This is a genomic window from Actinomadura sp. NPDC049753 (assembly GCF_040674655.1).
Classification (GTDB): Bacteria; Actinomycetota; Actinomycetes; order Streptosporangiales; family Streptosporangiaceae; genus Spirillospora; species Spirillospora verrucosospora.
In genome coordinates this window covers 1-23,988 of record NZ_JBFARL010000006.1, presented here as the reverse complement: position 1 = coordinate 23,988, position 23,988 = coordinate 1, and the positions used below count along the sequence as shown (strand labels likewise).

General features: G+C 70.6%; 30 protein-coding genes. 12 read left to right on the top strand and 18 right to left on the bottom strand.

The annotated features are described in order from the left end of the window. The first annotated feature begins 38 nt into the window (after positions 1-38). Positions 39-428 carry a cupin domain-containing protein gene (locus AB0K37_RS03050; protein ID WP_363973916.1) on the top strand — a complete coding sequence of 130 codons (390 nt, stop codon included), beginning with the start codon at positions 39-41 and terminating at the stop codon, positions 426-428. Between the two features lie 134 nt (positions 429-562). Here AB0K37_RS03050 and AB0K37_RS03045 read toward each other — a convergent pair whose 3' ends face one another. Further along, positions 563-1,468, bottom strand: a complete 906-nt coding sequence (locus tag AB0K37_RS03045; protein WP_363973913.1) for a LysR substrate-binding domain-containing protein — start codon at positions 1,466-1,468, stop codon at positions 563-565. A 104-nt stretch (positions 1,469-1,572) separates the two neighbouring features. Between AB0K37_RS03045 and AB0K37_RS03040 the strand changes: the two genes are divergently transcribed. Next, a complete protein-coding gene (locus AB0K37_RS03040) occupies positions 1,573-2,124 on the top strand; it encodes a dihydrofolate reductase family protein (protein WP_363973910.1) in 552 nt (183 codons plus the stop codon). Next, a complete protein-coding gene (locus tag AB0K37_RS03035; RefSeq protein ID WP_363973907.1) occupies positions 2,121-2,405 on the top strand; it encodes a hypothetical protein in 285 nt (94 codons plus the stop codon). Before AB0K37_RS03040 ends, AB0K37_RS03035 begins: the two co-directional genes overlap by 4 nt. Positions 2,406-2,503: 98 nt before the next feature. On the opposite strand, the gene AB0K37_RS03030 is transcribed toward AB0K37_RS03035, so the two are convergent. Beyond that, on the bottom strand, positions 2,504-2,896 hold the full coding sequence (locus tag AB0K37_RS03030; RefSeq protein ID WP_363973904.1) for a nuclear transport factor 2 family protein: 393 nt from the start codon (positions 2,894-2,896) through the stop codon (positions 2,504-2,506). Positions 2,897-3,014: 118 nt separating this feature from the next. On the opposite strand from AB0K37_RS03030, the gene AB0K37_RS03025 reads away from it, so the two are divergent. Continuing rightward, on the top strand, positions 3,015-3,587 hold the full coding sequence (locus tag AB0K37_RS03025) for a PadR family transcriptional regulator (RefSeq protein WP_363973901.1): 573 nt from the start codon (positions 3,015-3,017) through the stop codon (positions 3,585-3,587). Positions 3,588-3,623: 36 nt separating this feature from the next. On the opposite strand, the gene AB0K37_RS03020 is transcribed toward AB0K37_RS03025, so the two are convergent. Continuing rightward, positions 3,624-4,025 carry a MerR family transcriptional regulator gene (locus tag AB0K37_RS03020; RefSeq protein ID WP_363973898.1) on the bottom strand — a complete coding sequence of 134 codons (402 nt, stop codon included), beginning with the start codon at positions 4,023-4,025 and terminating at the stop codon, positions 3,624-3,626. A 49-nt stretch (positions 4,026-4,074) separates the two neighbouring features. On the opposite strand from AB0K37_RS03020, the gene AB0K37_RS03015 reads away from it, so the two are divergent. After that, positions 4,075-4,956: an NAD(P)-binding domain-containing protein gene (locus AB0K37_RS03015; RefSeq protein ID WP_363973895.1), complete on the top strand. Its 882-nt coding sequence runs from the start codon at positions 4,075-4,077 to the stop codon at positions 4,954-4,956. 59 nt (positions 4,957-5,015) lie between these two features. Here AB0K37_RS03015 and AB0K37_RS03010 read toward each other — a convergent pair whose 3' ends face one another. The 3 genes from AB0K37_RS03010 to dnaB all read right to left on the bottom strand — a co-directional run bounded on the left by AB0K37_RS03010 (position 5,016) and on the right by dnaB (position 8,707). Next, a complete protein-coding gene (locus AB0K37_RS03010; RefSeq protein WP_363973892.1) occupies positions 5,016-5,462 on the bottom strand; it encodes an NUDIX domain-containing protein in 447 nt (148 codons plus the stop codon). A 188-nt stretch (positions 5,463-5,650) separates the two neighbouring features. Beyond that, a complete protein-coding gene (locus AB0K37_RS03005; protein WP_363973889.1) occupies positions 5,651-5,986 on the bottom strand; it encodes a hypothetical protein in 336 nt (111 codons plus the stop codon). Positions 5,987-6,076: 90 nt separating this feature from the next. Continuing rightward, positions 6,077-8,707: a replicative DNA helicase gene (gene dnaB, locus AB0K37_RS03000; RefSeq protein WP_363973886.1), complete on the bottom strand. Its 2,631-nt coding sequence runs from the start codon at positions 8,705-8,707 to the stop codon at positions 6,077-6,079. Between the two features lie 337 nt (positions 8,708-9,044). Here dnaB and AB0K37_RS02995 point away from each other — a divergent pair, with 337 nt between their 5' ends. Next, the gene (locus tag AB0K37_RS02995) at positions 9,045-10,370 is read left to right on the top strand and encodes an MATE family efflux transporter (RefSeq protein ID WP_363973883.1); all 1,326 of its coding nucleotides are present in this window, start codon (positions 9,045-9,047) and stop codon (positions 10,368-10,370) included. A gap of 25 nt (positions 10,371-10,395) precedes the next feature. Here AB0K37_RS02995 and AB0K37_RS02990 read toward each other — a convergent pair whose 3' ends face one another. From AB0K37_RS02990 to AB0K37_RS02980, 3 genes are all read right to left on the bottom strand, one after another. Beyond that, complete coding sequence (locus AB0K37_RS02990; RefSeq protein WP_363973880.1) at positions 10,396-11,139, bottom strand: hypothetical protein; 744 nt, start codon at positions 11,137-11,139, stop codon at positions 10,396-10,398. 8 nt (positions 11,140-11,147) lie between these two features. Beyond that, positions 11,148-11,360: a hypothetical protein gene (locus AB0K37_RS02985; protein ID WP_363973877.1), complete on the bottom strand. Its 213-nt coding sequence runs from the start codon at positions 11,358-11,360 to the stop codon at positions 11,148-11,150. A 92-nt stretch (positions 11,361-11,452) separates the two neighbouring features. After that, positions 11,453-12,151: a Crp/Fnr family transcriptional regulator gene (locus tag AB0K37_RS02980; protein WP_363973874.1), complete on the bottom strand. Its 699-nt coding sequence runs from the start codon at positions 12,149-12,151 to the stop codon at positions 11,453-11,455. Between the two features lie 192 nt (positions 12,152-12,343). Here AB0K37_RS02980 and AB0K37_RS02975 point away from each other — a divergent pair, with 192 nt between their 5' ends. Continuing rightward, positions 12,344-12,532 carry a hypothetical protein gene (locus AB0K37_RS02975; RefSeq protein WP_052357975.1) on the top strand — a complete coding sequence of 63 codons (189 nt, stop codon included), beginning with the start codon at positions 12,344-12,346 and terminating at the stop codon, positions 12,530-12,532. 4 nt (positions 12,533-12,536) lie between these two features. On the opposite strand, the gene AB0K37_RS02970 is transcribed toward AB0K37_RS02975, so the two are convergent. The 6 genes from AB0K37_RS02970 to AB0K37_RS02945 form a co-directional block, all read right to left on the bottom strand. Further along, positions 12,537-13,379: a peptidoglycan recognition family protein gene (locus AB0K37_RS02970; protein ID WP_363973871.1), complete on the bottom strand. Its 843-nt coding sequence runs from the start codon at positions 13,377-13,379 to the stop codon at positions 12,537-12,539. Between the two features lie 243 nt (positions 13,380-13,622). Continuing rightward, positions 13,623-14,069 (bottom strand): 50S ribosomal protein L9, encoded by a 447-nt coding sequence (gene rplI / locus AB0K37_RS02965; protein WP_363973868.1) that lies wholly within the window; start codon positions 14,067-14,069, stop codon positions 13,623-13,625. Positions 14,070-14,086: 17 nt separating this feature from the next. Further along, the gene (gene rpsR / locus AB0K37_RS02960; RefSeq protein ID WP_019631633.1) at positions 14,087-14,323 is read right to left on the bottom strand and encodes a 30S ribosomal protein S18; all 237 of its coding nucleotides are present in this window, start codon (positions 14,321-14,323) and stop codon (positions 14,087-14,089) included. 82 nt (positions 14,324-14,405) lie between these two features. Beyond that, on the bottom strand, positions 14,406-14,987 hold the full coding sequence (locus AB0K37_RS02955; RefSeq protein ID WP_363973865.1) for a single-stranded DNA-binding protein: 582 nt from the start codon (positions 14,985-14,987) through the stop codon (positions 14,406-14,408). A 37-nt stretch (positions 14,988-15,024) separates the two neighbouring features. After that, positions 15,025-15,315: a 30S ribosomal protein S6 gene (gene rpsF, locus AB0K37_RS02950; protein ID WP_345178700.1), complete on the bottom strand. Its 291-nt coding sequence runs from the start codon at positions 15,313-15,315 to the stop codon at positions 15,025-15,027. A gap of 342 nt (positions 15,316-15,657) precedes the next feature. Beyond that, positions 15,658-15,822, bottom strand: coding sequence for a hypothetical protein (locus AB0K37_RS02945; protein WP_363973862.1), 165 nt, complete (start codon positions 15,820-15,822; stop codon positions 15,658-15,660). A gap of 221 nt (positions 15,823-16,043) precedes the next feature. Between AB0K37_RS02945 and AB0K37_RS02940 the strand changes: the two genes are divergently transcribed. From AB0K37_RS02940 to AB0K37_RS02930, 3 genes are all read left to right on the top strand, one after another. Then, positions 16,044-16,355 (top strand): hypothetical protein, encoded by a 312-nt coding sequence (locus tag AB0K37_RS02940; protein ID WP_363973859.1) that lies wholly within the window; start codon positions 16,044-16,046, stop codon positions 16,353-16,355. 56 nt (positions 16,356-16,411) lie between these two features. Then, the gene (locus tag AB0K37_RS02935) at positions 16,412-17,179 is read left to right on the top strand and encodes a deoxyribonuclease IV (RefSeq protein WP_363973856.1); all 768 of its coding nucleotides are present in this window, start codon (positions 16,412-16,414) and stop codon (positions 17,177-17,179) included. Between the two features lie 183 nt (positions 17,180-17,362). Next, positions 17,363-17,746, top strand: a complete 384-nt coding sequence (locus AB0K37_RS02930; protein ID WP_345178694.1) for a DUF4190 domain-containing protein — start codon at positions 17,363-17,365, stop codon at positions 17,744-17,746. A 10-nt stretch (positions 17,747-17,756) separates the two neighbouring features. On the opposite strand, the gene AB0K37_RS02925 is transcribed toward AB0K37_RS02930, so the two are convergent. Then, entirely contained in the window at positions 17,757-18,224 is a 468-nt protein-coding gene (locus tag AB0K37_RS02925; RefSeq protein WP_363973853.1) for a barstar family protein, read from the bottom strand. A 304-nt stretch (positions 18,225-18,528) separates the two neighbouring features. Here AB0K37_RS02925 and AB0K37_RS02920 point away from each other — a divergent pair, with 304 nt between their 5' ends. Then, positions 18,529-18,996: a hypothetical protein gene (locus AB0K37_RS02920; RefSeq protein WP_363973850.1), complete on the top strand. Its 468-nt coding sequence runs from the start codon at positions 18,529-18,531 to the stop codon at positions 18,994-18,996. Between the two features lie 125 nt (positions 18,997-19,121). Beyond that, a complete protein-coding gene (locus AB0K37_RS02915) occupies positions 19,122-20,054 on the top strand; it encodes a MerR family transcriptional regulator (RefSeq protein ID WP_363973847.1) in 933 nt (310 codons plus the stop codon). Between the two features lies 1 nt (position 20,055). Here the strand turns inward: AB0K37_RS02915 and AB0K37_RS02910 are convergent, their stop codons facing one another. Next, the gene (locus tag AB0K37_RS02910; RefSeq protein ID WP_363973844.1) at positions 20,056-21,492 is read right to left on the bottom strand and encodes a glycosyltransferase 87 family protein; all 1,437 of its coding nucleotides are present in this window, start codon (positions 21,490-21,492) and stop codon (positions 20,056-20,058) included. Positions 21,493-21,586: 94 nt separating this feature from the next. After that, positions 21,587-23,988, bottom strand: a 2,402-nt coding sequence (locus AB0K37_RS02905) for a transglycosylase domain-containing protein (RefSeq protein WP_363973842.1), incomplete at its 5' end; no start/stop codon positions are given.

Sequence of the window (23,988 nt, the reverse complement as noted above, 5' to 3'; positions counted from 1 at the left end):
ACTCACACCGGATCGGGGCCGTCCGAGACGGTGGACGGATGAGCGAACCGATCGATCTGCAGTCCGCGCTGGCCTCCTTCACCGACCTGTGGAGCCCGCGCATCGTCTCGCGGGTGAACGACTACGACGTCCGCGTCGCCAAGGTCGCCGGGGACCATCTCTGGCACGCCCATGACAGCACCGACGAGTTCTTCTTGGTCCTCGACGGCGAACTGACCATCGCGCTCCGCGAAGAAGGAGGCGAACGCGCCGTGACGCTGCCCAAGGGCGCGGTGTTCGTCGTCCCCCGCGGCGTCGAGCACAGGCCGTCCGCCCCGGGCGGGGCCTCGATCCTCATGTTCGAGCCGACCGGAACGCCGACCATCGGCGACCGGCACGATGACGTCCCGGACCATGTCGCCGCGACCACCGGGCGGCCGCTCGACTAGGCCGCGCGACGTGGTCTGCACGGGTCAGGGGCCGGTGCGGGACTCCTGCGCGGCCCTGCGCGGCGGACCAGTGCCGCTATGAGGGAGGCGTGCTGCTGCTCGTTCATGGGGGCCCGGAATGCAGATGGATCACGTCACCGTGCGTTCTCTTCGTCGGGCAGGAGGCGGCGGTGGGCCATGGCGAGGAAGGCGCGGCCCGCTGGGCTGGCGTGGTGGGGACGGGCGGCGAGCACGATCCGGCGTTCCAGCGACGGACGGGCCAGCGGAACCCGAGCGAGCGCGGGCGGCCCCTGGAGCGCGGATTCGGGAAGGACGGCAAGGCCGATCCGCTGGAGGACGAGCTGGCGGACGAGGGTGAGGTCGCGGGTCTCGGCGACCACGTTCGGGACGAAGCCGAAGCGGGCGCAGGCGGCCTCGATGTTGGTGCGGAGCTTGCTGGTGCGGGGCGCGGTGACGAGGGGTTCCTCCCGCAGGTCGTCGAGGGTGAGCGAGTCCCGCGAGGCGAGGGGGTGGTCGGGATGCAGGGCGACCACGACGTCCTCCCGGGCGATCACGTGCGGGGTCATCTCGGCGGCGAGCGGGGTGTCGGCCGGGCCCTGGCCGACGATGGCCGCGTCGAGCTCACCGGTGGCCAGGGCGGCGATCAGGCCGTCGGTCTCGTCCTCGCGGAGGGTGAGGCGGATCCGCGGATGGCGGCGGTGAAAGGCGCCCAGCAGCGCGAGCACCCGCTGGTCGGGCAGCGGCTGGACCAGACCGACCGCGAGGCTCCCGGTGAGCAGCCCGGACAGCGCGGCGATCGACTCCTTCGCGTTGGCGGCCTCGGCGAGCATGGCGCGGGCATGCGGCAGCAGCGCCTCCCCGGCGGCCGTCAGGGCGACGGAGCGCCGATCACGCCGGAACAGAGGCTCGCCGACCTCGGCCTCCAGGCGGCGGATCTGCTGGCTGACCGCCGGCTGCGCCACCTGGACGCGCTCGGCCGCGCGGGTGAAGTGGCGTTCCTCGGCGACGGCGACGAAGTACCCGAGCTGCCGGAGTTCCATAAACAAACGCTATTACAGAGAGCGTGAACCTGTCTTGGACTTATCATGCCGGGCCGCCCTAGCGTCGAAGCCGTCGAACCGAACGGAACGCGGGAGGCCTGACCATGGGCAAGCTGGTGGTGTCGGAGTTCATGACCCTGAACGGCGTGATCGAGGCGCCGGAGACCTGGGCGATGGACTACCACGACGAAGAGATCATGGCGCTCAAGCTGGCCGAACTGATGGCGAGCGACGCGCTTCTGCTGGGGCGGACCACCTACGACGTCTTCGCGGCCACCTGGCCGGACCGCACGGACGAGGCCGGCTTCGCCGACAAGATCAACTCGATGCCGAAGTACGTGGTGACGTCCGGCGAACCGGCGCCCTGGCGCAACACCACGGTCATCGGCTCGGACCTGACCGAGCGGGTCGCCGCGCTGAAGGAGGAGACGAGCGGCGACATCCTGGTCAACGGAAGCGGGCAGCTGGTCGGCGCGCTGCTCGCCCAGGGCCTGGTGGACCAGCTCACCCTGGTCGTGTACCCGGTGGTGCGCGCGTCCGGGCAGCGGCTGTTCGAGGACGGCGCTGCGGCGCTGCTCAAGCTGGTCGAGAGCCGGCCGTTCGCCTCCGGCCCCGTCCTCGCCACCTACGCCGTCCGGCAGGGCGGGCAGCGGTGAGCGCCGCGGTGCGGGCCAGGCTCGCGATGACCCTCGTGGCGTGGCTGGCGGCGTTCGCCGTGGTGATGGCGCTGCTCGCGCTCTTCGGCGACCTGCTCGCCGCGCTGCCGATGGCCGCCCGGGCAGCGGTCATCAGCGGGGTGCTCGTCACGGTCATGGTGAACGTGGTCATGCCGCGGCTGTCCACCGTGATTACCCGATGGGCGGGCGCCCCGCGGCCGGGACCGGCGCCAACGGGCAGAACGGCCGGGCGCTCCGGCCAGGACACCATCCATCTGTGAGGCTTCGGGGGCCGGCGCGAGGCGGCGGTCCCTGCGCCCGGGCAGGGCCCTCGTCTGCCCGCATGGCGTGCGGCATACCCCGGCCGGCGGGGTGGCGGTCAGGAGCTGAGGACCTCGCGCTCGATCTGCTCGAACTGCGCGCCCATCGCCTCGGCCAGCGCGGTGGCCCCCGACAGCGGGCGCACCATGACCGTCAGCTCGTCGATCAGGCCGTCCTCGTCGAGGTGGAGGAAGTCGCACCCGTGCACCTCGCGGCCGTTCACGGTCGCCTGGAAGACGAGCGCGTGGTCGCGGCCGTCCGCGCCCACGATCTCCCGCACGTAGCGGATGTCCTCGAACACCCGCGCCGCGGCCCGCACGATCGCCGCCGTGATCGCCTTGCCGTGGTACGGCTTGAACACGACCGGGCTGGTGAACACCGCGTCGTCGGCCAGCAGCCCCGCGATCGCCGCCGTGTCCCCGGCCTCCACCGCCCGCCTGAACGGATGCATGCCACACCCCCGAGATATCCAACTTGTTGAATAGGTGCAAATTACACTAGCCGCGGCGCCGGGGACCGTCCACCGGGCGGCGGCGTGGCGGCGATCACGGGCCGCTACGCTCGGGACCATGTCGTTGCGGAACGCGGTCCTGGCCACCCTTCTGGAGGGCGAGGCGTCCGGGTACGACCTGTCCAAGAGCTTCGACGCCGGCGTGGCCAACTTCTGGATGGCCACTCCCCAGCAGCTCTACCGGGAGCTGGACAAGATGGCCGCCGACGGGCTGATCCAGGCGCGCGTCGTCCAACAGGAGCGCCGTCCCAACAAGCGCCTGTTCTCCCTCACCGAGGCGGGCCGCCGCGCCCTGCACGAGTTCACCGCCAGGCCCCCGCGGCCCGGCGCGATGCGCGAGGAGCTGATGGTTCAGGTCCAGGCGGTGGACGCGGGGGACGTCGAGGCCGTGATGGCCGCCCTCCGCGAGCGCCGGTCCTGGGCCGAATCCAAGATCGCCCGCTTCGAGCGGCTCCAGGCCCGCTTCCTGAACGGCCGCACCGAAGAGGACTACCTGGCCACCGCCGACCGGATCGGCCCCTACCTCACCCTCATGCGCGGCCTCGCGTTCGAGCGCGAGAACCTCCGCTGGTGCGAGGAGACCCTGACCATCCTCGACCGCCGCACCACCAGCCACCCTTTGAAGGGCTGACCGCGTCTCCGGCGGCGGCACGGCATCCCGCCCGTCTCAGGCGGAAAGGGGCTCCGCGCACGCGAAGACCGGCGGGCTCTCACCGCCCGTCCGCTCAGCGGCGTCGATGAACCCGGTGAGGGCGTCGCGGGACCGGGCGAGCCTCTCCATCTGATCGTCCAGTCGCCGCAGCCGTGTCCGCATCGCGGCCAGCAGCTCGGGACATCCGAGCAGATCCGGGGCCTCCCCGGCCGCGCAGGGCAGCAGGTACGCGATGTCCTCAGAGGACAGACCGGCACCGAGCAGGTGCCTGATCTGCTTCACCCGCACCACCGCCGCGTCGCCGTACTCGCGGTAACCGTTCGCGCCGCGCTCCGCCTCCAGCAGGCCCTGCGCCTCGTAATAGCGCAGCTGATGGGCTTTGACACCCGTTCGACGGCTCAGCTCCCCGATCCGCATCGCATCCTCACTTGACCTTCACACCGGTATCAACGTTGACGATGCTGCCATGGACGACAACAGCGACATCCCTGTGACGGTCATCGGACTCGGCCTGATGGGCCAGGCACTGGCCCGCGCGTTCCTGAAGGCCGGGCATCCAGTGACCGTATGGAACCGCACGGCCTCCAAGGCCGACCCGCTGGTGGCCGCGGGCGCACGACTGGCGCCGACGGTCGGCGACGCGCTCAGGAGCGGCCCGTTGGCGATCATCTGCCTCACCGACTACCAGGCCGTGCATGAGGTGCTCGACACGAGCGAGCCGAACGGTAGGACGCTGGTCAACCTCACCTCGGGCAGCTCGGCGCAGGCACGGGATGCCGCCCGGTGGGCCGAGCGGCACGGCGCCCGCTACCTGGACGGCGCCATCATGGCCGTCCCGCCGGTGATCGGCACCGCCGAGGCGGTGATCCTGCACAGCGGCCCGCGACGGGACTTCGAGGAGCACGAGCCGGCACTCGGCGCGCTCGGCACCATCACCCACCTCGGCGAGGACCCCGGGCTCGCGTCCCTCTACGACGTGGCGGGCCTGGCCATGATGTGGAGCATCCTGAACGCCTGGCTCCAGGGCACCGCCCTGCTCGGGACGGCCGGTGTCGACGCCGCGGCGTTCGCGCCGTTCGCGCAGCAGATCGCCGGCGTGGTGGCCGGATGGCTGCCGGGATACGCCGAGCAGATCGACCGCGGCTCCTACCCGGCCGAGGTCTCGGCCCTGGAGACCGACGCGCGGGCGATGGCGCACCTGATCGAGGAGAGCGAGGCGGCGGGCGTCGACGCCGAGCTGCCGAAGCTGTTCAAGGCGATGGCCGACCGCGCGATCGCCGCGGGCCATGGAGCAGAGCAGTACCCCGTCCTCATCGACGAGTTCCGCAACCCCGGCGCCCCGAAATGACCACGTCGCGAGAGCGCGCCCGAGGCTGACTCGAAAGGCCTGCCGGTGCCGCCTGACGTTCAGGGGTGGACCTCGTCTGCCTCGCCGCCGAGCAGCCCCGAGTCTCGGAGTTGCTGGAGCGCTTCGGTGACGAACGGCGGAACCCGCAGGCCCGCCAGACCGGACAGCGGATAGAACTCCAGCTTCACACCCTCGGTCAGCGGGATCGTCGCGGGATCCCCATGCCAGAACCCGGTGAAGAACACGACACGATCACCATCAGGCCCCGGGGGAGACTCCAGCCGTTGCGTCAGGGGGAGGCTGAGGCCCGTCTCCTCGCGAAGCTCCCTGGACATCGCCTCCGCCGGGGTCTCGCCCGGTTCGGCCAGGCCGCTCGGCAGCGACCAGTACCCCGGCCATGCGATGCCGGGAATGTCGTCCCGCAGATGCATCAGGACCCGCCCGAGGCGATCGGTGAGGATCACCGCCACTCCGAACGGCTCGTCCTGAGGCACAGCGCTGATCATCCGACGTCCCTCCACGAAGCGGAGCTCCGGCGATGCCGGAACGCACCGCCTCATAACTCAGGGGTCTACCCACGAGAGCTAAAGGCCGGGCCCGGAATCCGCTGGGGGCCGTCCGGCAGGGTCCGAGCGCCTCAGCCGGGTTCACCCATGGAAGGGGCGGCCTCCCTGGCCAGGCAATCGGGCGTGTCTCACCAGTCCCGCCACTCGTCCGTGAGCTCGGCCGGGTCGATGCCCCGCCGGCGTGCCAGCGCCTCGACGTCGATTCCGGTGTGAGCGAGTGCGCCGTCGATGTATTCGCAGAGCTCCTCCCGGTCGACCGTGTCGAAGTCGTGGCCATCGGTGCCGTCGATCCGGTTCAGCGCGACGACCACATGTTCGACAGCCGCCATCACGGCCTGGTCAGAGGCGACGCCCAGGGCGGCCAGCTCGGCCTCGAAGGCGAGCAGCGCCTGGTCGACCCGCTCCAGGAACGAGCCGGGCACGGTGCCGAGCCGCCGCCAGCTCTCGGTAGGACGCGTGATCATGTGGGGACCGTAGCGAGCACCTCGGACACCCACGCCGCCAACGCCGCAGGCACTGGGCCCTGCGAGGCGGCCTCGCGCTACAGGAGCGTGTTACTGGGCCATGTCGACGAAGCGGCTGTAGTGGCCCTGGAAGGCGACCGTCACGGTGGCGGTCGGGCCGTTGCGGTGCTTGGCGACGATCAGGTCGGCCTCGCCGGCGCGCGGCGACTCCTTCTCGTAGGCGTCCTCCCGGTGCAGCAGGATCACCATGTCCGCGTCCTGCTCGATGGAGCCCGATTCGCGAAGGTCGGACACCATGGGCTTCTTGTCGGTTCGCTGCTCGGGGCCTCGGTTGAGCTGGGAGAGCGCGATGACCGGGACGCCCAGTTCCTTGGCGAGGAGCTTCAGCGAGCGGGAGAACTCCGAGACCTCGACCTGGCGGCTCTCGACGCGCTTGCCGGACGTCATCAGCTGCAGGTAGTCGATGATCACGAGGCGCAGGTCGTGCTGCTGCTTCAGGCGGCGGCACTTCGCGCGGATCTCCATCATCGACATGTTCGGGGAGTCGTCGATGAACAGCGGCGCCTCGGCGACCTCGCTCATGCGCCGGGCGAGGCGCGTCCAGTCCTCGTCCTGCATGGTGCCGGACCGCATCGCGTGCAGCGCCACCCGCGCCTCCGCGGACAGCAGCCGCATCGTGATCTCGTTACGGCCCATCTCCAGGCTGAAGAACGCCGAGGTCAGCCCGTGCTTGATGGACGCGGCGCGGGCGAAGTCGAGGGCGAGCGTCGAGTTGTGCGTCGGAACGCAGGAACGCCCCGCCAGGTACAGGTGGTCGTCGTTGTCGACCTGGACGCACCGCACGGGCACGCTCTCGACGGGCCGGACGTCCACGATGTGCCGCACGGGTGTGTGGACGTCCGCACGCTGCCGGGACGCTTTGCGCGGCAGCCGGAAAACCGTCTCGGCAGGGACGAGCCCCATCTGCCAGAGATATTCTCCGGCGGGGTCGGCGGTCAGGGCGGCATCGTGGCCGAGGCTGAGGAGGAGCTCGCGTATGTCGCCCGCGAGGCGCGCGGACGGGACGGCGACGTCGACGCGGCCGTCGAGGGAGATGTGCCCGCAGACGTCGAGCAGCCCGGCCAGGAGTGCCCGCCGCTGATCGGCGGAGGCCCGCAGATACCGGGCGGGGATGTGCTTGCCGCCGAGCAGGCCGAGCGAAGCGAGCCGCTCGCGGACGCCGGGCAGGAGATGGCACCCGAAGACGGCCTCTGCGGCGACCTCCTGGCCGGTGGCCTCGATCTGGGTGATGACCGCGCCGTCGAGGCAGGTGACGCGGGCCTCGTCATCGTCGCCGGCGCCGAGCCACGCGCCGAGGACGTAGGGGTCGAGCGGCAGGTCGGCCTCGGGGAGGTCGAACGCGGCGGCGAACTCCACCGCGCGGCGAGCGCCTCCGTTCAGGGCCGCGAAGATCTGCTCGGTCGTCTCGATCCGGACGGTCTCGGTCACGTGCGGCGAGGTGGTGGCGCGGCCTTCCGTAGCGCCGTCGCCCTGGGACGGCGAGCCCGAGGGCGTTCCGCCGCCGACGCCGGTCGCCGAGGATCGGCGGTGGGCGGCCTGGACGAGCTCAGCGTGGGGGGAGCGGGGCTGCTGCGCCGTGGCGGGGCACGCCTCGGCGGTCAGGCGGTGCGCGCGCGGCCCTCCGCCCGTGCCCGCGGCCGCGCGGACGCGGGCGTTCACCTGACCTGCGAGAGGGCCGCGGCAGGCGGATTCGGCGACGGTGGGAACGGAGCGCCGAGCCTCACCCGCAATCGGGCGCCGGCCAGGAAGGGAGGAGGCGTCTGGGGAGGCGTCGCCATCGGTGGTGCGCCACTGGTGCTGGGCGTCGGCGACGATGACCTCGCCGTCGGAGAACTCGATCTCGTAGCAGGGGCGGCCGTGCATCACCTCGGTCGCCGCGACCACGCGGGTCGGCCTCCCGTCGGCTCCGATCAGGTGGTCGCCTGGCCTGACCTCGCCCATCGTCGTCCAGCCGGCCGGGGTCGGGAGCGGCGTGGCGACGTGCAGCGCCTTGCCCATGGCGGGCCTCGCGGCGACGACGATCATCTGGCCGGGATGCAGGCCGTTGGTGAGGGCGTCCAGGTCGGCGAAGCCGGTGGGGCAGCCGACCATCTGGCCGCCGCGGCTGCCGATCGCCTCGATCTCGTCCAGGGCGCCGGGCATGATCTCGCTCAGCGCGACGTAGTCCTCGCCGGCGCGCTTCTCGGCGATGGCGAAGACCTCGGCCTGGGCGCGGTCGAGGATCTCGTCGGCGTCGGCGCCGTCGGCGGCGTAGCCCATCTGCACGATGCGGGTGCCGGTCTCGACCAGGCGGCGCAGGATCGCGCGCTCGTGGACGATCTTGGCGTAGTACCCGGCGTTGGCCGCGGTGGGGACCAGGGAGATCAGGGTGTGCAGGTAGGGGGCGCCGCCGATGCGGCCGATCTCGCCGTTCTTGGTGAGCTCGCCGGCGACGGTGACGGCGTCGGCGGGGTCGCCCCGGCCGTAGAGGTCGAGGATGACGTCGTAGATGATCTGGTGGGCGGGACGGTAGAAGTCGGGGGTGCGCAGCATCTCCACGACCTCGGCGATGGCGTCCTGGGAGAGCAGCATGCCGCCGAGCACGCCCTGCTCGGCCGAGATGTCGTGCGGGGGGGTGCGCTCGAACTCATGCTCCTGCGGCCCGATATCCGCAACGCTCACCGCCACACCCCCTTCGTCCTGGCCCGCCGGCGGCCCCGTCCGCCCATCGCCGACCGTTCACCCACGTCTATCTGTCGCGTCGGACATTCTCGCGAGGGCGCGCCCTCGCGGGCAAAGCGTCCTGTGGACAAGCCTGTGGACGACCTGTGCAGACACGCGGGCCAGGTTGTGCACGACCTGTGGACAACTCTGTGGATTCTCCGGGGACGACACCCGGACCTGGGTGCTGAGCTGGGATAACCTCGTCCACCGGGTGTGCGGGAAAGAAAGTGTCGCGCCGGGCACGTTGTAAGGCTTCTATTTCATTTGAGAGTTACACGCTGGTAGCCTCGGCGCGATGACGACCCCCCGGCAGCTCGCGACCGCGCACGACCGCGAGATCCTGCGCCTCGCCGTGCCGGCCTTCGGCGCGCTCGTCGCCGAGCCCCTCTTCCTGCTGTCGGACTCGGCCATCGTCGGGCATCTCGGCACCGCGCAGCTGGGCGGGCTCGGGGTCGCCGGGCAGGCCCTCAACACGCTCGTCTACCTCTGCGTCTTCCTCGCCTACGGGACGACCGCCGGGGTGGCCCGCCAGGTCGGCGCGGGGGACCTGCCGGGAGCGATCAGGCAGGGCATCGACGGCATGTGGCTCGCGATCGCGATCGGGGCCGTGCTGATCGTGGCGGGCTGGCCGCTGATCCCCTGGATCGTGGACGCGTTCGGAGCGTCCCCGGGCGTGGCGCCCTATGCCGAGACGTACCTGCGGGTGAGCCTGTTCGGGATCCCGTCGATGCTGGTCGTGCTGGCCGGGACCGGTGTGCTGCGCGGCCTCCAGGACACGCGCACGCCCCTCCTCGTGTCGATCGGCGGTTTCTCGCTGAACCTGCTGCTCAACGTGGTGTTCGTCATCGTGCTGGGGTGGGGGATCGCCGGATCCGCGTGGGGCACCGTCCTCGCGCAGACCGGCAGTGCCGTCGTCTACGTGGCCGTGGTGCTGCGGGCGGCCCGGCGTCACGGCGCCTCGTTCCGTCCTGACTGGGCCGGGTTGCGGACGTCCGCCACGACCGGTTTCGGGTTGCTGGTTCGGACGGCGGCGCTACGCGTCGTCCTCATCGTCGGGACGTCGATCGCGGCGCGCATGGGCGACCCCGAGATCGCCGCGTACCAGGTCGGGTTCCAGGTGTGGACGCTGCTGGCGTTCGCGCTGGACGCCATCGCGATCGCCGGTCAGGCCATCACCGGGCGCTATCTGGGCGCGTCCGACACCGCCGCCACGCGGGCCGTCATGCGGCGGATGGTGGGGTGGGGCACCGGCTGCGGCGTCGTGTTCGGCCTGGCCCTCCTCGTGGTCCGGCAGTGGCTGCCCGCCCTGTTCACCTCCGACGGCGACGTCCGGGACCTCCTGCTCGCCTCACTGCTCCTCGTGGCGGTGCTGCAGCCGGTCGCCGGGGTGGTGTTCGTCCTGGACGGCATCCTGATCGGGGCGGGCGACGGCGCCTACCTCGCCGTGACGACGCTCGTCGCCACGGCGGTCTTCCTGCCCGCCGCCCTCGTCGCGCACCGGGCGGACGCGGGCCTGGTCGGCCTCTGGACCGCGATCGGCCTGTGGATGCTGACCCGGATGATCACGCTGAGCCTGCGGGCCCGCGGCGACCGCTGGATGGTCACCGGCGCCGCCCGCTGACCCGGACGAGGCGCCCTCATGAAGATCAGGCAGGCACCGAGGAGACGGTCGGCGGGGAGGCGGAGGCTGTCGAGGCCTTGATGTCCGGCACGGGACTGTCGAGCTTCGGCAGCTTGACCGACGCGATGTCCCTCGGGGCACCGCACAGGTCGAGAGAGTGCTCCTCCCACTGGTCCACCAGGGCCTTGGTGAACTCGTCCCCCTTCAGCCGCTCGTACACCGGCTTCGTCACGCCGATGTGCCAGGGCGCGACCGCCTTGGTGATGGAGAAGACCAGGTTGACGGTGTCGCCGGTCAGCTCCTCGGTGTACCGCTTCCCGTCCGACCGGGGGACGGCGATCACGGAACCGTCGGAGATGGCGCTGGACACGGCGAACCCCGTAGCCCGGCTGGGCGCCTGTCCCGTGCCGGCGTACTGGACTTCGTGCGCGGCTTCCCTGAGGAGTTCCCAGCACTGGGGCACCAGGTCCTGCCATGCCACCGCGTGTGCCTCCTGGGCGGTCTTGAGCGCGCGGAGAGCCCGTTCGCGGGGAGTCCCCCGGTAGGCGACCAGGAGGCAGTCGCCCTGCCAGGCGTAGATGTCACCACCGAGGGACTTGGCGATCGGCTCCACCTTCGACCAGAAGCTCCGGGCCAGGACTCCGGCGCGCCTGGGGTTGTGCGGACCCAGTTCGTACACGATCCGGCTGAAGCCTCGGATGTCCACCAGCAGGAACGCCGCTTCGAACTCCGACGCTTCGAGATCAGCCTCTCCGGGCCTGGTGCTCACGTCTCCTCCTACTCCGCCTGAACCTGGGACGCTCTCTTGCTCTCAGCGGGAGCGATCAGGTGCTGGGCCACGCTCGTCGCGATGAACACGACCCCGATGATCACCAGGGCGATGACCTTGACCTTCGACAGGGTGGGGACGTTCAGAAGTCCCCCGATCTGCAGACCTCCCCCCACGAGACCGATGGCGATGCACACCGCTCCAACGACGTCCAGCGACATGGTGCCTACCTTCCTTCCGGGTCGCCACACCCTGAAGGTAAAGCATCCTCATCCATTTGTGAAGCCTTCCACACCTACAAGTGGGATCGTACTTAGGAATCTGCGGAGTAGATCTTGCGGAGGCCTTCGAGGTCGAGGATGAGCATCCTGCCGTTGCGGGTCGCCACCAGGCCGTCGTCACGGAGCCTGGACCATGTGGTGGACACCGACTCGCGGGAGATGCCGATGAGGCTGCCCAGCTCGGTCTGGGTGCGCGGATAGGGGAGCCAGATGCCGTCCCGGTTGCTCCGGCCGACCTTGTCGACGAGGCTCACCAGGATCTCCGGGATCTGCATGGAGGTCTTGTGCTTCTGGAAGTGGATGTTGGCGGTCTGCTCGTCGACCCGCTCCGCGAGGATCTCCGTGTAGGTCCACCACGCCTCCTTGTGGTTCCAGAGGAAGTCCTTGAACTGGGTGTCCTCCAGCTCCAGCACCTCGACCTCGTCCAGGGCGCGCAGGGACGCCGAGCGCGGCTTGTTGAGCAGGCCCGCCATGTCCCCGACGATGTCGCCCTCCCCGCGGAAGGCCAGCAGCCTGCCGTTGGCTCCGGGAGCGGAGGGGTCTCCCGGCCTGGGGTCGGGCTCGGAGACGACGGCCGCCCACCCGCGCAAGATGATCATCACCGAGCGGGACCGCCCCCGCTGGCGGATCAGCCTGTCACCGGGCGGGAGGACGTCGCGGGTCGTGTACTCCAGCAGCGCCGCCCGCTCGGCCTTCCCGAGCCTCCCCCAGAAGGATGTATCTTGAGTCATACACCACAGTGTAAGCCTCCACATCGAGGTGTGGACATACGCCCGGCCCTTTATGAACCCCGATCGGATGTGAGGGTTCAGGGTCCGACAGGCAGGTCAGCCCCTACTGCGGCCCACGGATGCGGACGCGCCCGGCCGGCCCGATTCTCGGTTTGCCGCCGCACCGCCAGTCACTCCCGCTACTATTCGAACATGTGTTCCACACATGGCGAGCGGATGGCCCGGCTGACTCAGGCGATCGACGACCTGGCGGCGGAGGGCCTCGCCGGCCTGCCCCCCGAGACCCTGGTCGAACGGGTGGCGGGCATCTGGTCGCTCGTCGAGGGCATCGATCCCGAGATCGCCCGGCGCCGCACCCGCTACACGACGCCCGAGACGTAGCGAATCAGCCCAGGTCGTCGAGAGACGGCAGCAGCGGCGACAGGATCGACCCGCCGTCGGAATCGCCCTGGCTCGTGGAACTCTGGCTCGGCGCGCCCTCCAGACGTTCGGCCACCGAGCGCCGCAACTCGGGCAGCCGCGCGTAGAGGACGTCCCCGGGGCACGAGGTGTTGTTGTAGTCGCGATGCCCCACGATGGCCTCGGACGGATCGAGCCCGTACTTCTGGCAGAGCCAGACGCACACCTCCGTCAGCGATTTCCACAGGGCGCCCGGCACCGCCGCGGACATGTAGGTGCCCTCGTTCTCGATGCCGATGGTGTGCTCGTTGTGGTGCAGGACCTGCGCGCCGATGGCGAGGCCCCCGGACCGGATGGCCCTGAGGCTCCGGTTGCGGCCCTCCATCACGATGCCGCCGCGGCTGATCGTGAGCTGCTGGCCCGTGTCGTCCCAGCCGTTCCTGTTCATGTGGATGTTCTGGATGGACCGCGACAGCGCGAGCGCGTGCGCGAGCGAGCGGTCCCGCGCGTTCGCCGTCGCCGTGTGGTGCACGATGATGTGGTCCGGCGGCCGGTCGACCACCTCCGCCGCGCGCCTCGGCGCCCTGGCGTTCCACTGCGCCCGCGTGTACACCTGCGGGGCGTCCGCCGTGAACAGCACGCGGTCGCCGGCCCCCCGGCCCGGCCCCGCCGCAAGATCTGCCGCCATGGCCTCATTCTGGCGGGACGCCCCCAGGGGCAGCATCTCCAGCAGCCCGGCGCCCATGACGCCGCCGATGACCGCCCTGCGTGTCACTGCCCTGCCCGCGCTCCGCCGGTCGTGCGCGCCCTCCCCCGAATGCGCGGTCACCACCGCCCCCCTTCGTCCCGCGACACTATGATCACGGAACGTAATCGCCGCAAAGCTGATCACTCAAACACACGGCGATTCACGGGCGTTTCACGGGAAATCCAACATCCACGGCCTGGCAAACGTCGGCAGACCCCGCATCCCCGGCCCTTGTGACCAGGCCGAAAACGAGTTTCGGTTTGCGCGCGAACGCCGACGACCCCCGGCCCTGGGCGGGTCCGGGGGTCGTCGAACGGTCGTGCGTCAGGCCTCGACGACGTTGACGTCGATCGTGGCGTTGACGTCGCTGTGCAGGCGCACGCTGACCCGGTGGGTGCCGACGGTCTTGATCGGGTTCCCGATCTCGATGCGGCGGCGGTCCAGGTCGGGGCCGTCGGCGGCACGGACCGCCTCGGCGATGTCGGCGGCCGTGACGGCGCCGAACAGGCGGCCGTTGCTGCCGGTGCGGGTGCGCAGCGTCACGCGCAGCCCGCCGAGCCGGTCGGCGACCTCGCGGGCGTGCTCGACGGTCGCGATCTCGCGGGCCGAACGCGCCTTCTTGATCGAGTCGACCTGCTTCTCGGCTCCCCGGGTCCACCTGATCGCGAACCCGCGGGGGACGAGGTAGTTGCGGCCGTAGCCGTCGCGGACGTCGATGACGTCACCGGGCTCGCCGAGCCCGGAGACCTGCTGGGTCAGGATGAGCTTCATGTTCTTTACCCCCTGCCTCAGCGCGCGGTGCTGGTGTACGGCAGCAGCGCCATCTCGCGGGCGTTCTTGATCGCCGTGGCGACGTCCCGCTGGTGCTGGGTGCAGTTGCCGGTCACCCGCCGGGCACGGATCTTGCCGCGGTCGGAGATGAACTTCCGCAGCAGGCCCGTGTCCTTGTAGTCGACGTAGGAGATCTTCTCCTGACAGAAAACGCAAACCTTCTTCTTCGGCTTGCGGGGAGGTGGCTTCGCCATCGTGGTGCTCCTTTGGGAGAGCCCCGCTCACGCGGGAATGGACGTGTACTCGTTGTCTCTTTGTCGCGCCGGAGCGGCGGGCCTAGAAGGGCGGGTCGTCGGAGAACCCGCCGCCGCCACCGCCGCCGGTGGCCCAGGGGTCGTCGGCCGGGGCGCCGCCCTGCTGGCCGCCGCCGAAGCCGCCGCCCTGCTGGCCGCCGCCGCCGAAACCGCCGCCGCCCTGACCGCCGCCGCCGAAGCCGCCGCCCCCGCCCTGGCCGCCACCGCCGCCGAAGCCGCCGCCACCGCCGCCGCCCTGCCGCTGGGTCTTGTTGACCTTGGCGGTGGCGTTGCGCAGCGACGGGCCGACCTCGTCGACCTCGACCTCGAAGACGGTGCGCTTCTCACCCTCGCGGGTCTCGTAGGAGCGCTGCTTGAGGCGTCCCTGCACGATCACCCGCATGCCGCGCTGCAGGGTCTCGGCCACGTTCTCGGCGGCCTGCCGCCAGACGTTGCAGGTCAGGAAGAGCGCCTCGCCGTCCTTCCAGTCGCCCGCCTGGCGGTCGAAGAACCGCGGGGTCGAGGCGAGGCGGAAGGAGGCGACCGCCTGGCCGCTCGGGGTGAAGCGCAGATTCGGGTCCTCGACGAGGTTCCCGACGATCGTGATTACGGTGTCGCCTGCCATGGGGCTCGCTCCGGCTGCTGTGAGGGCTGAGCCTGGCTCAGTGGACCTCGGGGCGGATGACCTTGGTACGGAGGATCGACTCGCTCAGGTTGAGCTGCCGGTCGAGCTCCTTGACCGTGGCAGGCTCAGCCGACAGGTCGACCACCGCGTAGATGCCTTCGGACTTCTTCTGGATGTCGTACGCCAGGCGCCGGCGGCCCCAGACGTCGACCTTCTCCACGCTGCCGCCGTCGTCCTTGACGACCTTCAGGAACGGGTCGAGCGCCGCGCCCGCGGTGCGCTCGTCGATGGCGGGGTCGAGAATGGTCATGAGTTCGTAACGACGCATGCTGTGTCCCTACCTCCTCTGGACTGGTGCGGTCACGGTCTCTCCGTGACAGGAGGGCTCTTGCGTCCGTCGCGGCGGCGCCGGACCCGGATCGCCGGGCGGACCTGCCGCGAGACCGATACAGGCTACCAACACTGGGAGGCGCACACGCCGGTTCCCGGAGCGGAGCGCCGGCTGAACGGAGGGAACCGGCGTGTGCAGTTCGTCTCAGGGGTGTGGGGGGCGCCCCACAGGAACCGGCACGAGCCGCTCATCACGGGGTTCGGGGGTCGCCCCGACAGGAGGGACGCCGGTTTCCGGAGCGGAGCGCAGGGGCGGGCTGGGCGTGCGGCATGGGCGGGCCTAGCGCCTTGCCTGGGACTGGGTGGGGCGGGTACAGCGGCGGCGCTCCAGTTCGGCCATGATGTCCGCCATGCGGGCGCGCATGCGGGCGGCCTGCGTGGTCAGCATCGACAGCTCCTCGACGAGCTCCGCGTCACCGATGAGCCCCAGCTCCGCTTGTTTCACGGTGTGCACCTCCTGCTCTTCCCCCGCTTCCCCTCGGGGGACGGACCCGAGCCGGTGTTCTCGAATCCGTGTTCGACCGTACCGGGTGCCGCCGACATTCCGCGCCTCCCACCGGTTGATCCCCGGCCTGGCTGGGAATTGCTTTACCCGCATGGTCCGTTCGGTCCCGCGCTCACCGTGCGGCCACTGGCGCGGGAGTCTGAGCTGGAGGAGGGATCCCGATGTCCCAGCAGGCGACCGGCGCCGGCGCTCCGAAGCGCGCCGTCCGCGCCCAGAGCGAGGCCGAGCCCCATCGGCGGAAGGACGTGCTGGCGGTAACCGCGGTGACGATCGGGATCGTGGCGCTGATCCTCGGCTGGATCCCCGCGGCCCACTTCGGCGGGGCGCTGCTCGGCGTGATCGGCCTTCCGGTCGCCCTGTACTCCCAGATGGTCTCCGCGACGACGAACGAGCGGTGGCTGAACGTGATCGGGATGGTCACCTCCTTCGTCGGTGCCGGCTTCGCGCTGAGCCACGGAGGCTTCTCGATCTGACGGCGGGGCCGGCTCGACCTCGCGGCCTGTCGCAGGGCGCGGCTAGTCTCGTTGGCATGCGCATCGGAGCCCACGTCGACCAGAACAACCCGCTCGACAACGCCCGCGCGGTCGGCGCCGACGTCGTCCAGTTCTTCCTCGGCGATCCGCAGGGGTGGAAGAAGCCGGTCCTGCCCGAGGGCGTGGAGGCGCTGGCGGGTTCCGGCGTGGACGTGTACGTGCACGCCCCGTACACGATCAATGTGGCGACGTCCAACAACCGGATCCGGATCCCGAGCCGCAAGAACCTCACCCAGCAGCTGGAGGCGGCCGCGTCGATCGGCGCGAAGGCGCTGATCGTGCACGGCGGGCACGTGCTGAAGGACGACGACCCGGAGACCGGCTTCGAGAACTGGCGCAAGGTGTTCGAGCGGGTCGAATGCCCGATCCCGGTCTACATCGAGAACACCGCGGGCGGCGGGAACGCGATGGCGCGCAGGTTCGACCGGATCTCGCGGCTGTGGGAGGTCCTCTCCGGGGTGCCGGGCCTGGAGTCCAAGCTCGGTTTCTGCCTCGACACCTGCCACGCGCACGCGGCGGGGGAGGAGCTCGTCGACGCCGTCGACCGGATCAAGGCCATAACCGGCCGCATCGACCTGGTGCACTGCAACGACAGCCGGGACTCGTTCGGGTCGGGGGCCGACCGGCACGCCAACCTGGGCAGCGGCAGCATCGACCCGGAGCTCATCCTCGGCGTGGTGAGGGCGGCGGGCGCCCCGGTCGTGGTGGAGACGCCCGCGGAGGGCCAGGCCGACGACATCTCGTGGTTGCGTTCCAAGCTCTGACGAAGCAGAGTCGGGATCGTCGCCTGTGTCCGGGAACCGCGGTGGCGGGAGCGGCATCTAACTGCGCGTAGACCCAGCCTGACGACAAACTTCGAAGGTCACGTCACACTGGCATAATCCGGAACCAGCCCTCAGCGCACGTGCTCTCTCCGGCGGCGGGCGCGCGAATCGATCGGGAAGCACATGGCACAGCCCCCTTACGACCCCTACGGCTACGGAGCCCAGGACCCCTACGCCCAGTCCTACTCCCAGCCCCCGGCCGTGCAGCACCACTACTACGGGCAGTCGATGCCGGTCGCCCCACCGACCAACGGGATGGCGACCGCGTCGCTGGTGTGCGGTCTGATCGGCTTCTTCGCCTGCGGTGTGACGTCCGTCCTCGCGGTGATCTTCGGGCACGTCTCGCTCGGCCAGATCAAGCGGACGGGCGAGGGCGGCCACGGCATGGCCGTCACCGGTCTGATCCTCGGGTACCTGATCTCCGCGGGCTGGCTCCTCATCCTGCTCTTCTACATCCTCGGGATCGCGATGTTCGCGGCGAGCGCCGGCTCCACCAGCACCTACTGATCCGGCCCCCTCAGGGGAGCCGGGGGACGCCCGCCACTTCCACACCGACGCTCGACATCAGCACCGTCATGGGGGTGGGGGTGTCCCGCCAGGTCTTCACCGCGCGCCCGAACACGTCGAGGACGGCGCGCAGCGAGGCCGGGTCGGCGTCGGCCAGTTCCGCCCACGATTCGTAGAGCACCAGGTAGCCGTGCTTCGCGGGCGTCCATGACAGGTCCTTGAGGCATTCGCGGAGACCGCCCCAGTCGGCGGCCGCGCCCTCGGGCAGTTCGAAAACGTCGCCGCACAACCGCAGGAACGCGTCCCTGTCCCTGGCGCGGCGCCCGTCGAGGTAGAAGCCGCGCCAGCCGGCCTCGTCGGCGCGCTCCAGCCAGCTCGTGTCGCCGACGGCGCCCGGCACGGGAGGCGTCCGCCACTGGTAGACGCCCGGTCTCAGCCGCCCGGCGAGCAGCTCGGTCAGTGCTCGGTCCGCGTTCACGTCATCTCCCGGCAGTTGCCGCTCCCCGCCGATGCGCGGGGCCCGGGGCGAGCCGCCCCGTCCGCCGCGTTCCGTTCCCCCACACTCACCACGGAACCCGTCATAACCGGAAGATTCCGGCTATACCGGGCATCCCTTCCCCTGCCTTCCTTCTTCCCGCGGGGTCGGGCGAGGCCTGGCCGTGGCGCATCCACGTCCCTTGACAGGGGCCCGTCCGACTCCTATTCTCTCGATTAGAGAGATGCTCAGATAGCGAGCAACTCTTGGAGCGAGGTAGTTGCCCGATTCCGAGAGGAACACAGAGATGGACACCACGCCCACCACCGCCGCCACGCCGACCCGCGTCCAGGCCCACTACGAGAACGTCAAGAAGCTCGGCCACTGGACGACCGGCCGCCGCTTCGAGGTCCGCGCCCGCCGCGGCATGGTCGTGCTGGACCTGCGCTCGCCGCGGATCCCGGACGGCGACATCGAGATCGAGGTCGACCTCGACCACTCGATGGTGAAGCTGCTCGTCCCGCAGGACGCCCGGATCGACCACTGGGACCTGCGCTACACCGGCCGCGGCCGCGTCAAGGACTGGACGGGCGAGAACGGCGACGGCCGCGCGATCCGCGTCACCGGCGAGGTCCGGCACGGGGAGATCCGCGTCCACCGCGGCGGCGTCGCCACCCTGTCGGCGATGTTCTCCCGCGAGTTCGTCCAGGACGTCCGCCGCGCCCGCCGCGAGGGCACCACCCCCGCCGTGGCCGATCCGGCCCACGAGGACTGAGCCGGTCCCGCGGCGTCACGGGCCCGTCCGGCGAAACCGCCCGGACGGGCCCGTTCCTTGCCCGATGTGAGAGCGTGCGATTCCGGGTTGAGTCTCCAGCGGGTGGAGGCCGCAGGGTGAGGGACATGGACGGCGACACCACGTACACGATCGGCGAGCTGGCGCGCCGCACCGGGCTGCCGGTGCGGACGATCCGGTTCTACTCCGACGCCGGTGTCGTCCCGCCCACCCGCCGTACCGAGGCCGGTTACCGGCTGTACGACGCGGACGCCGCCTCGCGCCTCGACCTCGTGCGGACGCTGCGGGACCTCGGCGTCGACCTCGCCACCGTCCGGCGGCTGCTGGACCGGGAGGTCGACGTCGGGCAGGTCGCGGCGGCGCACGCGGACGCGCTGGACGTGCAGATACGCACGCTCAGGCTGCGCAGGGCCGTGCTGCGGGCGGTGGCCAGACGCGGATCCACCCCGGAGGAGATCGAACTCATGCACAAGCTCGCCCGGCTGTCCGACGAGGAGCGGCGCCGGATCATCACCGACTTCATCGACGAGTCCTTCGCCGGACTCGACCTGCACCCCGGCTTCGCGGAGAAGATGCGCGCCGCGCTGCCGGAGCTGCCCGACGAGCCCGCACCCGAGCAGGTCGACGCCTGGGTCGAGCTGGCCGAACTGGTCGGCGACCCCCGCTTCCGGGCCTCGGTGCGCCGGATGGCCGAGTTCCAGGCGGCCGAGGTCGCGCAGGGAACCGTCCCTGACCAGTTCGCCGGCCTCGCCGACCTGACCCGGGAGAAGGCGGAGCAGGCCATCGCGGACGGGATCGAGCCCGGCTCGGAGGCGGCCCGCCCCGTCGTCGACCAACTGGTCCGCGCCTACGCCGACGCTTGGGACGCCGCCGACGACGCCGCTTTCAGGCGCGATCTGCTGCAACGGCTGGAGATCGGCAACGACCCGCGCACCGAGCGGTACTGGCAGTTGCTCGCCCTCATCAACGGCTGGCCCGTCCCGCCGACGCTGACGCCGCTCTACCAGTGGTTCATCGACGCGCTGCGCTCCCGCGGCTGACTCAGGAGGGCAGCGGCACGCCGGCGTGGTGGTCGCCGCGCCGGCGTGCCAGCGCCACCACGTCGGAGGCGCCGTCGAGAACGCCGCCCGCAGGGTCGTCGGCCCCGTCCGACCGGACGATGTCGGCGGACGGGACCAGCACGTCCCGCACCACCAGCACCGCCAGGAGGAGGACGGTCACGAACCGGGCGAGCAGCGCCAGCGTGTAGACGTCCTTGCTGATCCCGCCGTCCGGCGCGTCCAGGCTCAGCACCGCCGACAGCGTTCCGGCCAGGTCGGCGCCCTGCGTCTGGGCGGACACCGACAGCAGGAACCACCAGATGCCGAAGAAGTAGGCGATCTCGCCGAGCTGCCAGGCGACGAACGCCGGCAGCTTCGGCCGGGCCAGCACCGCCAGCGGCAGCAGCCACAGGACGTACTGCGGCGACCAGACCTTGTTCGGCAGCATGAACGCGACCAGGACGAGGAACATCAGCTGCGGCAGGCGCGGGCGGCGCGGGGCGGCCAGGGCGAGGACGGCGATCCCGGCGGCGAGGACGAGGAACGTTCCCGTGCCGAACAGGTTGAGGAGGCCGGTGTCGGAGGCGGGCTTCTCCAGCCCGTGGTCCTGCAGCACGAAGAAGATCGAGCCCCAGTCGATGCCGCGCTTCTGGCTGAAGGTGTAGAACTCCTTCCACCCGTCCCACGCGAAGAGCATCACGGGCCCGTTCACGGCCAGCCATCCGGCGGCGGTGCCGGCGAGCATGCGGCCCATGGGGCGCCACTGCCCCGCCCGGACGCACAGCAGGACGAGCGGCCCGAGGAACAGCAGCGGATAGAACTTCGCCGCGATCGCCAGGCCGAGGAGAACGCCCGCCAGGGCCGGACGGCGCGCCGACCAGGCGGCGAGTGCCAGCGCCGACAGCGCGACCGCCAGGAGGTCCCAGTTGATGTAGGCGGTGAGGAGGAGCGCGGGGGACAGCGCGATCATCAGCCCGGTGCGCAGCGAACGGCGCCCGGCCGCGTACGCGGTGGCGAGGACCGCGACGACCGCGAGGACGGCGAGGAGCAGGACGGTGACGTTGTAGAACGCGAGGCCGCGCCCGTCCACCCCGAACGGCTTCACCAGCCACGCGACCAGCTGCATGAAGCCGCCGCTCAGCACCGGGTACTCCACGTACCGGATGTCGGAACCGGTGAACGTGTCGAAGTACGGGAGCTTCCCGTCGCTGAGTCCGCGCACGTAGTAGAGCGGATAGACGTCGGTGTAGCACGCGCTCGCCGTCGTCTTGAGGAAGTCGAACCGCACCGACGCGCAGGGCTGCTTCTGCAGCCAGCCGAGAAGGCACGTCAGAGCGGTGAGCCCGGTCAGCACCGGCGCGAGCCGCTTCAGCCGTCCGGGAGCGTTCGCCCGGTCGCTGTCGGCGGACATCGTGAGCCTCTCCGTGGACGACGACATGGACAGCAGCCTATTCGCCCGGGGACGCGGGCGATCAAGAACGGGAACGGCCCGGAGCCGTGGGGCTCCGGGCCGTCGCGTCGCGGACGCGCCGCTAGTTCGGGCCGGGTTCGTCCTTCCGGCAGGCCGGGTCGTTCTTGTGCTCGGGTTTCGCGCACCACCAGGTCTTGTCGCCGGTCGGAGGCAGGTCGGGGTTGCAGCCGAGCGGCATGTTGTACTGGTTGCACGGCACGTCGCCCGACGTCGGCGGGGTGATGGTCGGCGTGTCCGTCGGCTTGGGCGACTCCGACTGGCAGCCGGCCGGCGGCCGCTGCCCGCGCCCCTGGCCCTGCCCCTGCCCTGGCTGGCAGGTCGGCGTGTTGGTCGGCGTCGGGGTCGAGGACACCGTCGGAGTCGGCTTCGCCTTCGCCCACGGGGCGACCTCGCCGCCGTTGACCGGCGGCGGGAACGGCGTGATGTCCTTGCCCTCCAGGGCCTTCAGCATGAAGGTCTTGAACAGGTCGGCCGGGACCGTACCACCGTAGACCTGGCTGTAGCTTCCCACGCCGATCAGCGACTTGCGGTTGCCGTTCTTGTCCTGGCGCCACATCGCCGCCGACGTCGCGAGTTCCGGCGTGTAGCCGACGAACCAGGCCGACTTGTTCTCGTCGGTGGTACCGGTCTTGCCGGCGACCGGGCGGGCGCCGAGGCTCGCGCGCTTACCGGTACCGCTGGTGACGACCGCCTGCATTGCGTTCGTAGCGTCGGCCGCGACACCCTCGTCGAAGGCCGTCGTGGGCTTCTGCCAGGGCAGCTTCTCCAACGGCTTCTGCTCGTTGTTCACGATGGAGCGGCCCCGGTTGTCGGTGATCTTGGCGATCACGTGGGCCTGCCGGTGCTTGCCCCCCGCCGCGAACGTCGAGTAGACCGACGCCATCGTGACCGGGCTCGCGTCGATGACGCCCAGCGGCAGCGACGTGATGGTGTTCGAGAGGTTCGGGGTGTCCGCCGGGATGCCCATCTTCTTGGCCATGTCCACGACGTTGGCCAGCTGGACCTTCTGCCCCAGGTCGACGTACGCCGTGTTGATCGACATCGCCGTCATCTGCTTGAGGTTGTAGACCCCGTTCTCCGAGCGGCTGTCGTTGGTGAAGGACGCGCCGTTGATCGTGCGCTTGTAGCTGCCGTCCATCGTCGTCCGCAGGCTGATGCCCTGGTCGAGCGCCGTGGCGAGCACGATCGGCTTGAACGACGAACCCGGCTGCACCTTGCCCTGGAAGGAGTTGTCGAACTGCTGCTTGCGGTAGTCAGGTCCGCCGTAGGCGGCCACCACCCCGCCCGTCTTCGGGTCGATCGCCGCCAGACCGAACTGGATGTCGTTCTTCAGCCCGTTCTGCTTGCGGATCTGCGAGACGGCCTTGTTGGTGTAGTCCTGCAGGTCCTTGCGGAACGTGGTGGTGATCTTCAGGCCGCCGGTCTCCAGCATCTGCTCGTCGATGCCGAGCTTCGTCTTCAGCTCGTTGATGACGCGGTCCTGGAGGTAACCGGTGTTCGGGTCGTCCGGGACGTCGCTCCAGTTCTTCTGTGTCTGGGGGAACTTCGCCTGGGCGCGCTTGCCCGAGTCGAGCCAGCCCTCGCTGACCATGCCGTCGAGGACGTAGTTCCAGCGGCTGATCAGCGCCTTCTTGGCGGGGTTGGAGTCGGGCCCGTAGGTGGCGAAGTAGCCCGGCCGCTGGATCATGGCCGCGAGCATCGCCGCCTGCGACTCGTTGATCTCGGTGACGGGCTTGTGGAAGTAGGCGCGGGACGCGGCCTGGATGCCGTAGGCGTGCCGCCCGAACGGGACCGTGTTCAGGTACAGCTCCAGCACGCGCGCCTTGTCCATCTCCTTGCCCATCCGGATGGAGATGAGGATTTCCTTGAGTTTGCGGCTGGCCGTGCGGTCCCGGCTGAGGTTCGCGAAGTAGTTGCGGGCCAGCTGCTGGGTGATCGTCGAGGCGCCGGCGGCGCCGCCGCCCGTCCCCGCCCGGTACAGCGCGCCCGCGATGCCGACCGGTGAGATGCCGGGCTCGTGCCAGAAGTTGCGGTCCTCGGCGGCGAGGACGGCGTTCTGGACGTACTTCGGCACCTTGTCCAGCGGAATGTCCTCGCGGTGGGTGCCGATGCGGGCCATCGTCGTTCCGTCCGCGTAGGTGATCACCGATTCCTGGCGGAGCGCGTCCTGCTGCTTCTCCGTCGGGATCGGGGTGTTGGCATAGGCGACAATGACGAGCGTCGCCAGGCCGAGGATCATCACGCTGACGACGGCGACGGTGATCTTCCAGTTCGGGACATAGCGCCGCCAGCCCGTCTTCTTCTTCGCCTCGTCCGCGGCCTTGCGTTCGCGGCGGCGGCCGCCGCCGCCGCGCTCGCCGCGCCCGCCGCGTCCCTCGTCACCCCAGAAGCCGTCGTCGCCGCCCCCTCCGGAGCCGCCGTGCCCGGGAGGGCCGGGCGGCCCCGGCGGGCTCGGCGGCTCCG

What these genes read in the sequence shown, in the direction of transcription:
- AB0K37_RS03050 (WP_363973916.1), top strand. Translation starts at nt 39, where the DNA reads ATGAGCGAACCGATCGATCTGCAGTCCGCGCTGGCCTCCTTCACCGAC.
- AB0K37_RS03045 (WP_363973913.1), bottom strand. Translation starts at nt 1,468, where the DNA reads ATGGAACTCCGGCAGCTCGGGTACTTCGTCGCCGTCGCCGAGGAACGC.
- AB0K37_RS03040 (WP_363973910.1), top strand. Translation starts at nt 1,573, where the DNA reads ATGGGCAAGCTGGTGGTGTCGGAGTTCATGACCCTGAACGGCGTGATC.
- AB0K37_RS03030 (WP_363973904.1), bottom strand. Translation starts at nt 2,896, where the DNA reads ATGCATCCGTTCAGGCGGGCGGTGGAGGCCGGGGACACGGCGGCGATC.
- AB0K37_RS03025 (WP_363973901.1), top strand. Translation starts at nt 3,015, where the DNA reads ATGTCGTTGCGGAACGCGGTCCTGGCCACCCTTCTGGAGGGCGAGGCG.
- AB0K37_RS03020 (WP_363973898.1), bottom strand. Translation starts at nt 4,025, where the DNA reads ATGCGGATCGGGGAGCTGAGCCGTCGAACGGGTGTCAAAGCCCATCAG.
- AB0K37_RS03015 (WP_363973895.1), top strand. Translation starts at nt 4,075, where the DNA reads ATGGACGACAACAGCGACATCCCTGTGACGGTCATCGGACTCGGCCTG.
- AB0K37_RS03010 (WP_363973892.1), bottom strand. Translation starts at nt 5,462, where the DNA reads ATGATCAGCGCTGTGCCTCAGGACGAGCCGTTCGGAGTGGCGGTGATC.
- AB0K37_RS03005 (WP_363973889.1), bottom strand. Translation starts at nt 5,986, where the DNA reads ATGATCACGCGTCCTACCGAGAGCTGGCGGCGGCTCGGCACCGTGCCC.
- AB0K37_RS02995 (WP_363973883.1), top strand. Translation starts at nt 9,045, where the DNA reads ATGACGACCCCCCGGCAGCTCGCGACCGCGCACGACCGCGAGATCCTG.
- AB0K37_RS02985 (WP_363973877.1), bottom strand. Translation starts at nt 11,360, where the DNA reads ATGTCGCTGGACGTCGTTGGAGCGGTGTGCATCGCCATCGGTCTCGTG.
- AB0K37_RS02980 (WP_363973874.1), bottom strand. Translation starts at nt 12,151, where the DNA reads ATGACTCAAGATACATCCTTCTGGGGGAGGCTCGGGAAGGCCGAGCGG.
- AB0K37_RS02975 (WP_052357975.1), top strand. Translation starts at nt 12,344, where the DNA reads ATGTGTTCCACACATGGCGAGCGGATGGCCCGGCTGACTCAGGCGATC.
- rplI (WP_363973868.1), bottom strand. Translation starts at nt 14,069, where the DNA reads ATGAAGCTCATCCTGACCCAGCAGGTCTCCGGGCTCGGCGAGCCCGGT.
- rpsR (WP_019631633.1), bottom strand. Translation starts at nt 14,323, where the DNA reads ATGGCGAAGCCACCTCCCCGCAAGCCGAAGAAGAAGGTTTGCGTTTTC.
- AB0K37_RS02955 (WP_363973865.1), bottom strand. Translation starts at nt 14,987, where the DNA reads ATGGCAGGCGACACCGTAATCACGATCGTCGGGAACCTCGTCGAGGAC.
- rpsF (WP_345178700.1), bottom strand. Translation starts at nt 15,315, where the DNA reads ATGCGTCGTTACGAACTCATGACCATTCTCGACCCCGCCATCGACGAG.
- AB0K37_RS02940 (WP_363973859.1), top strand. Translation starts at nt 16,044, where the DNA reads ATGTCCCAGCAGGCGACCGGCGCCGGCGCTCCGAAGCGCGCCGTCCGC.
- AB0K37_RS02935 (WP_363973856.1), top strand. Translation starts at nt 16,412, where the DNA reads ATGCGCATCGGAGCCCACGTCGACCAGAACAACCCGCTCGACAACGCC.
- AB0K37_RS02930 (WP_345178694.1), top strand. Translation starts at nt 17,363, where the DNA reads ATGGCACAGCCCCCTTACGACCCCTACGGCTACGGAGCCCAGGACCCC.
- AB0K37_RS02920 (WP_363973850.1), top strand. Translation starts at nt 18,529, where the DNA reads ATGGACACCACGCCCACCACCGCCGCCACGCCGACCCGCGTCCAGGCC.
- AB0K37_RS02915 (WP_363973847.1), top strand. Translation starts at nt 19,122, where the DNA reads ATGGACGGCGACACCACGTACACGATCGGCGAGCTGGCGCGCCGCACC.
- AB0K37_RS02910 (WP_363973844.1), bottom strand. Translation starts at nt 21,492, where the DNA reads ATGTCGTCGTCCACGGAGAGGCTCACGATGTCCGCCGACAGCGACCGG.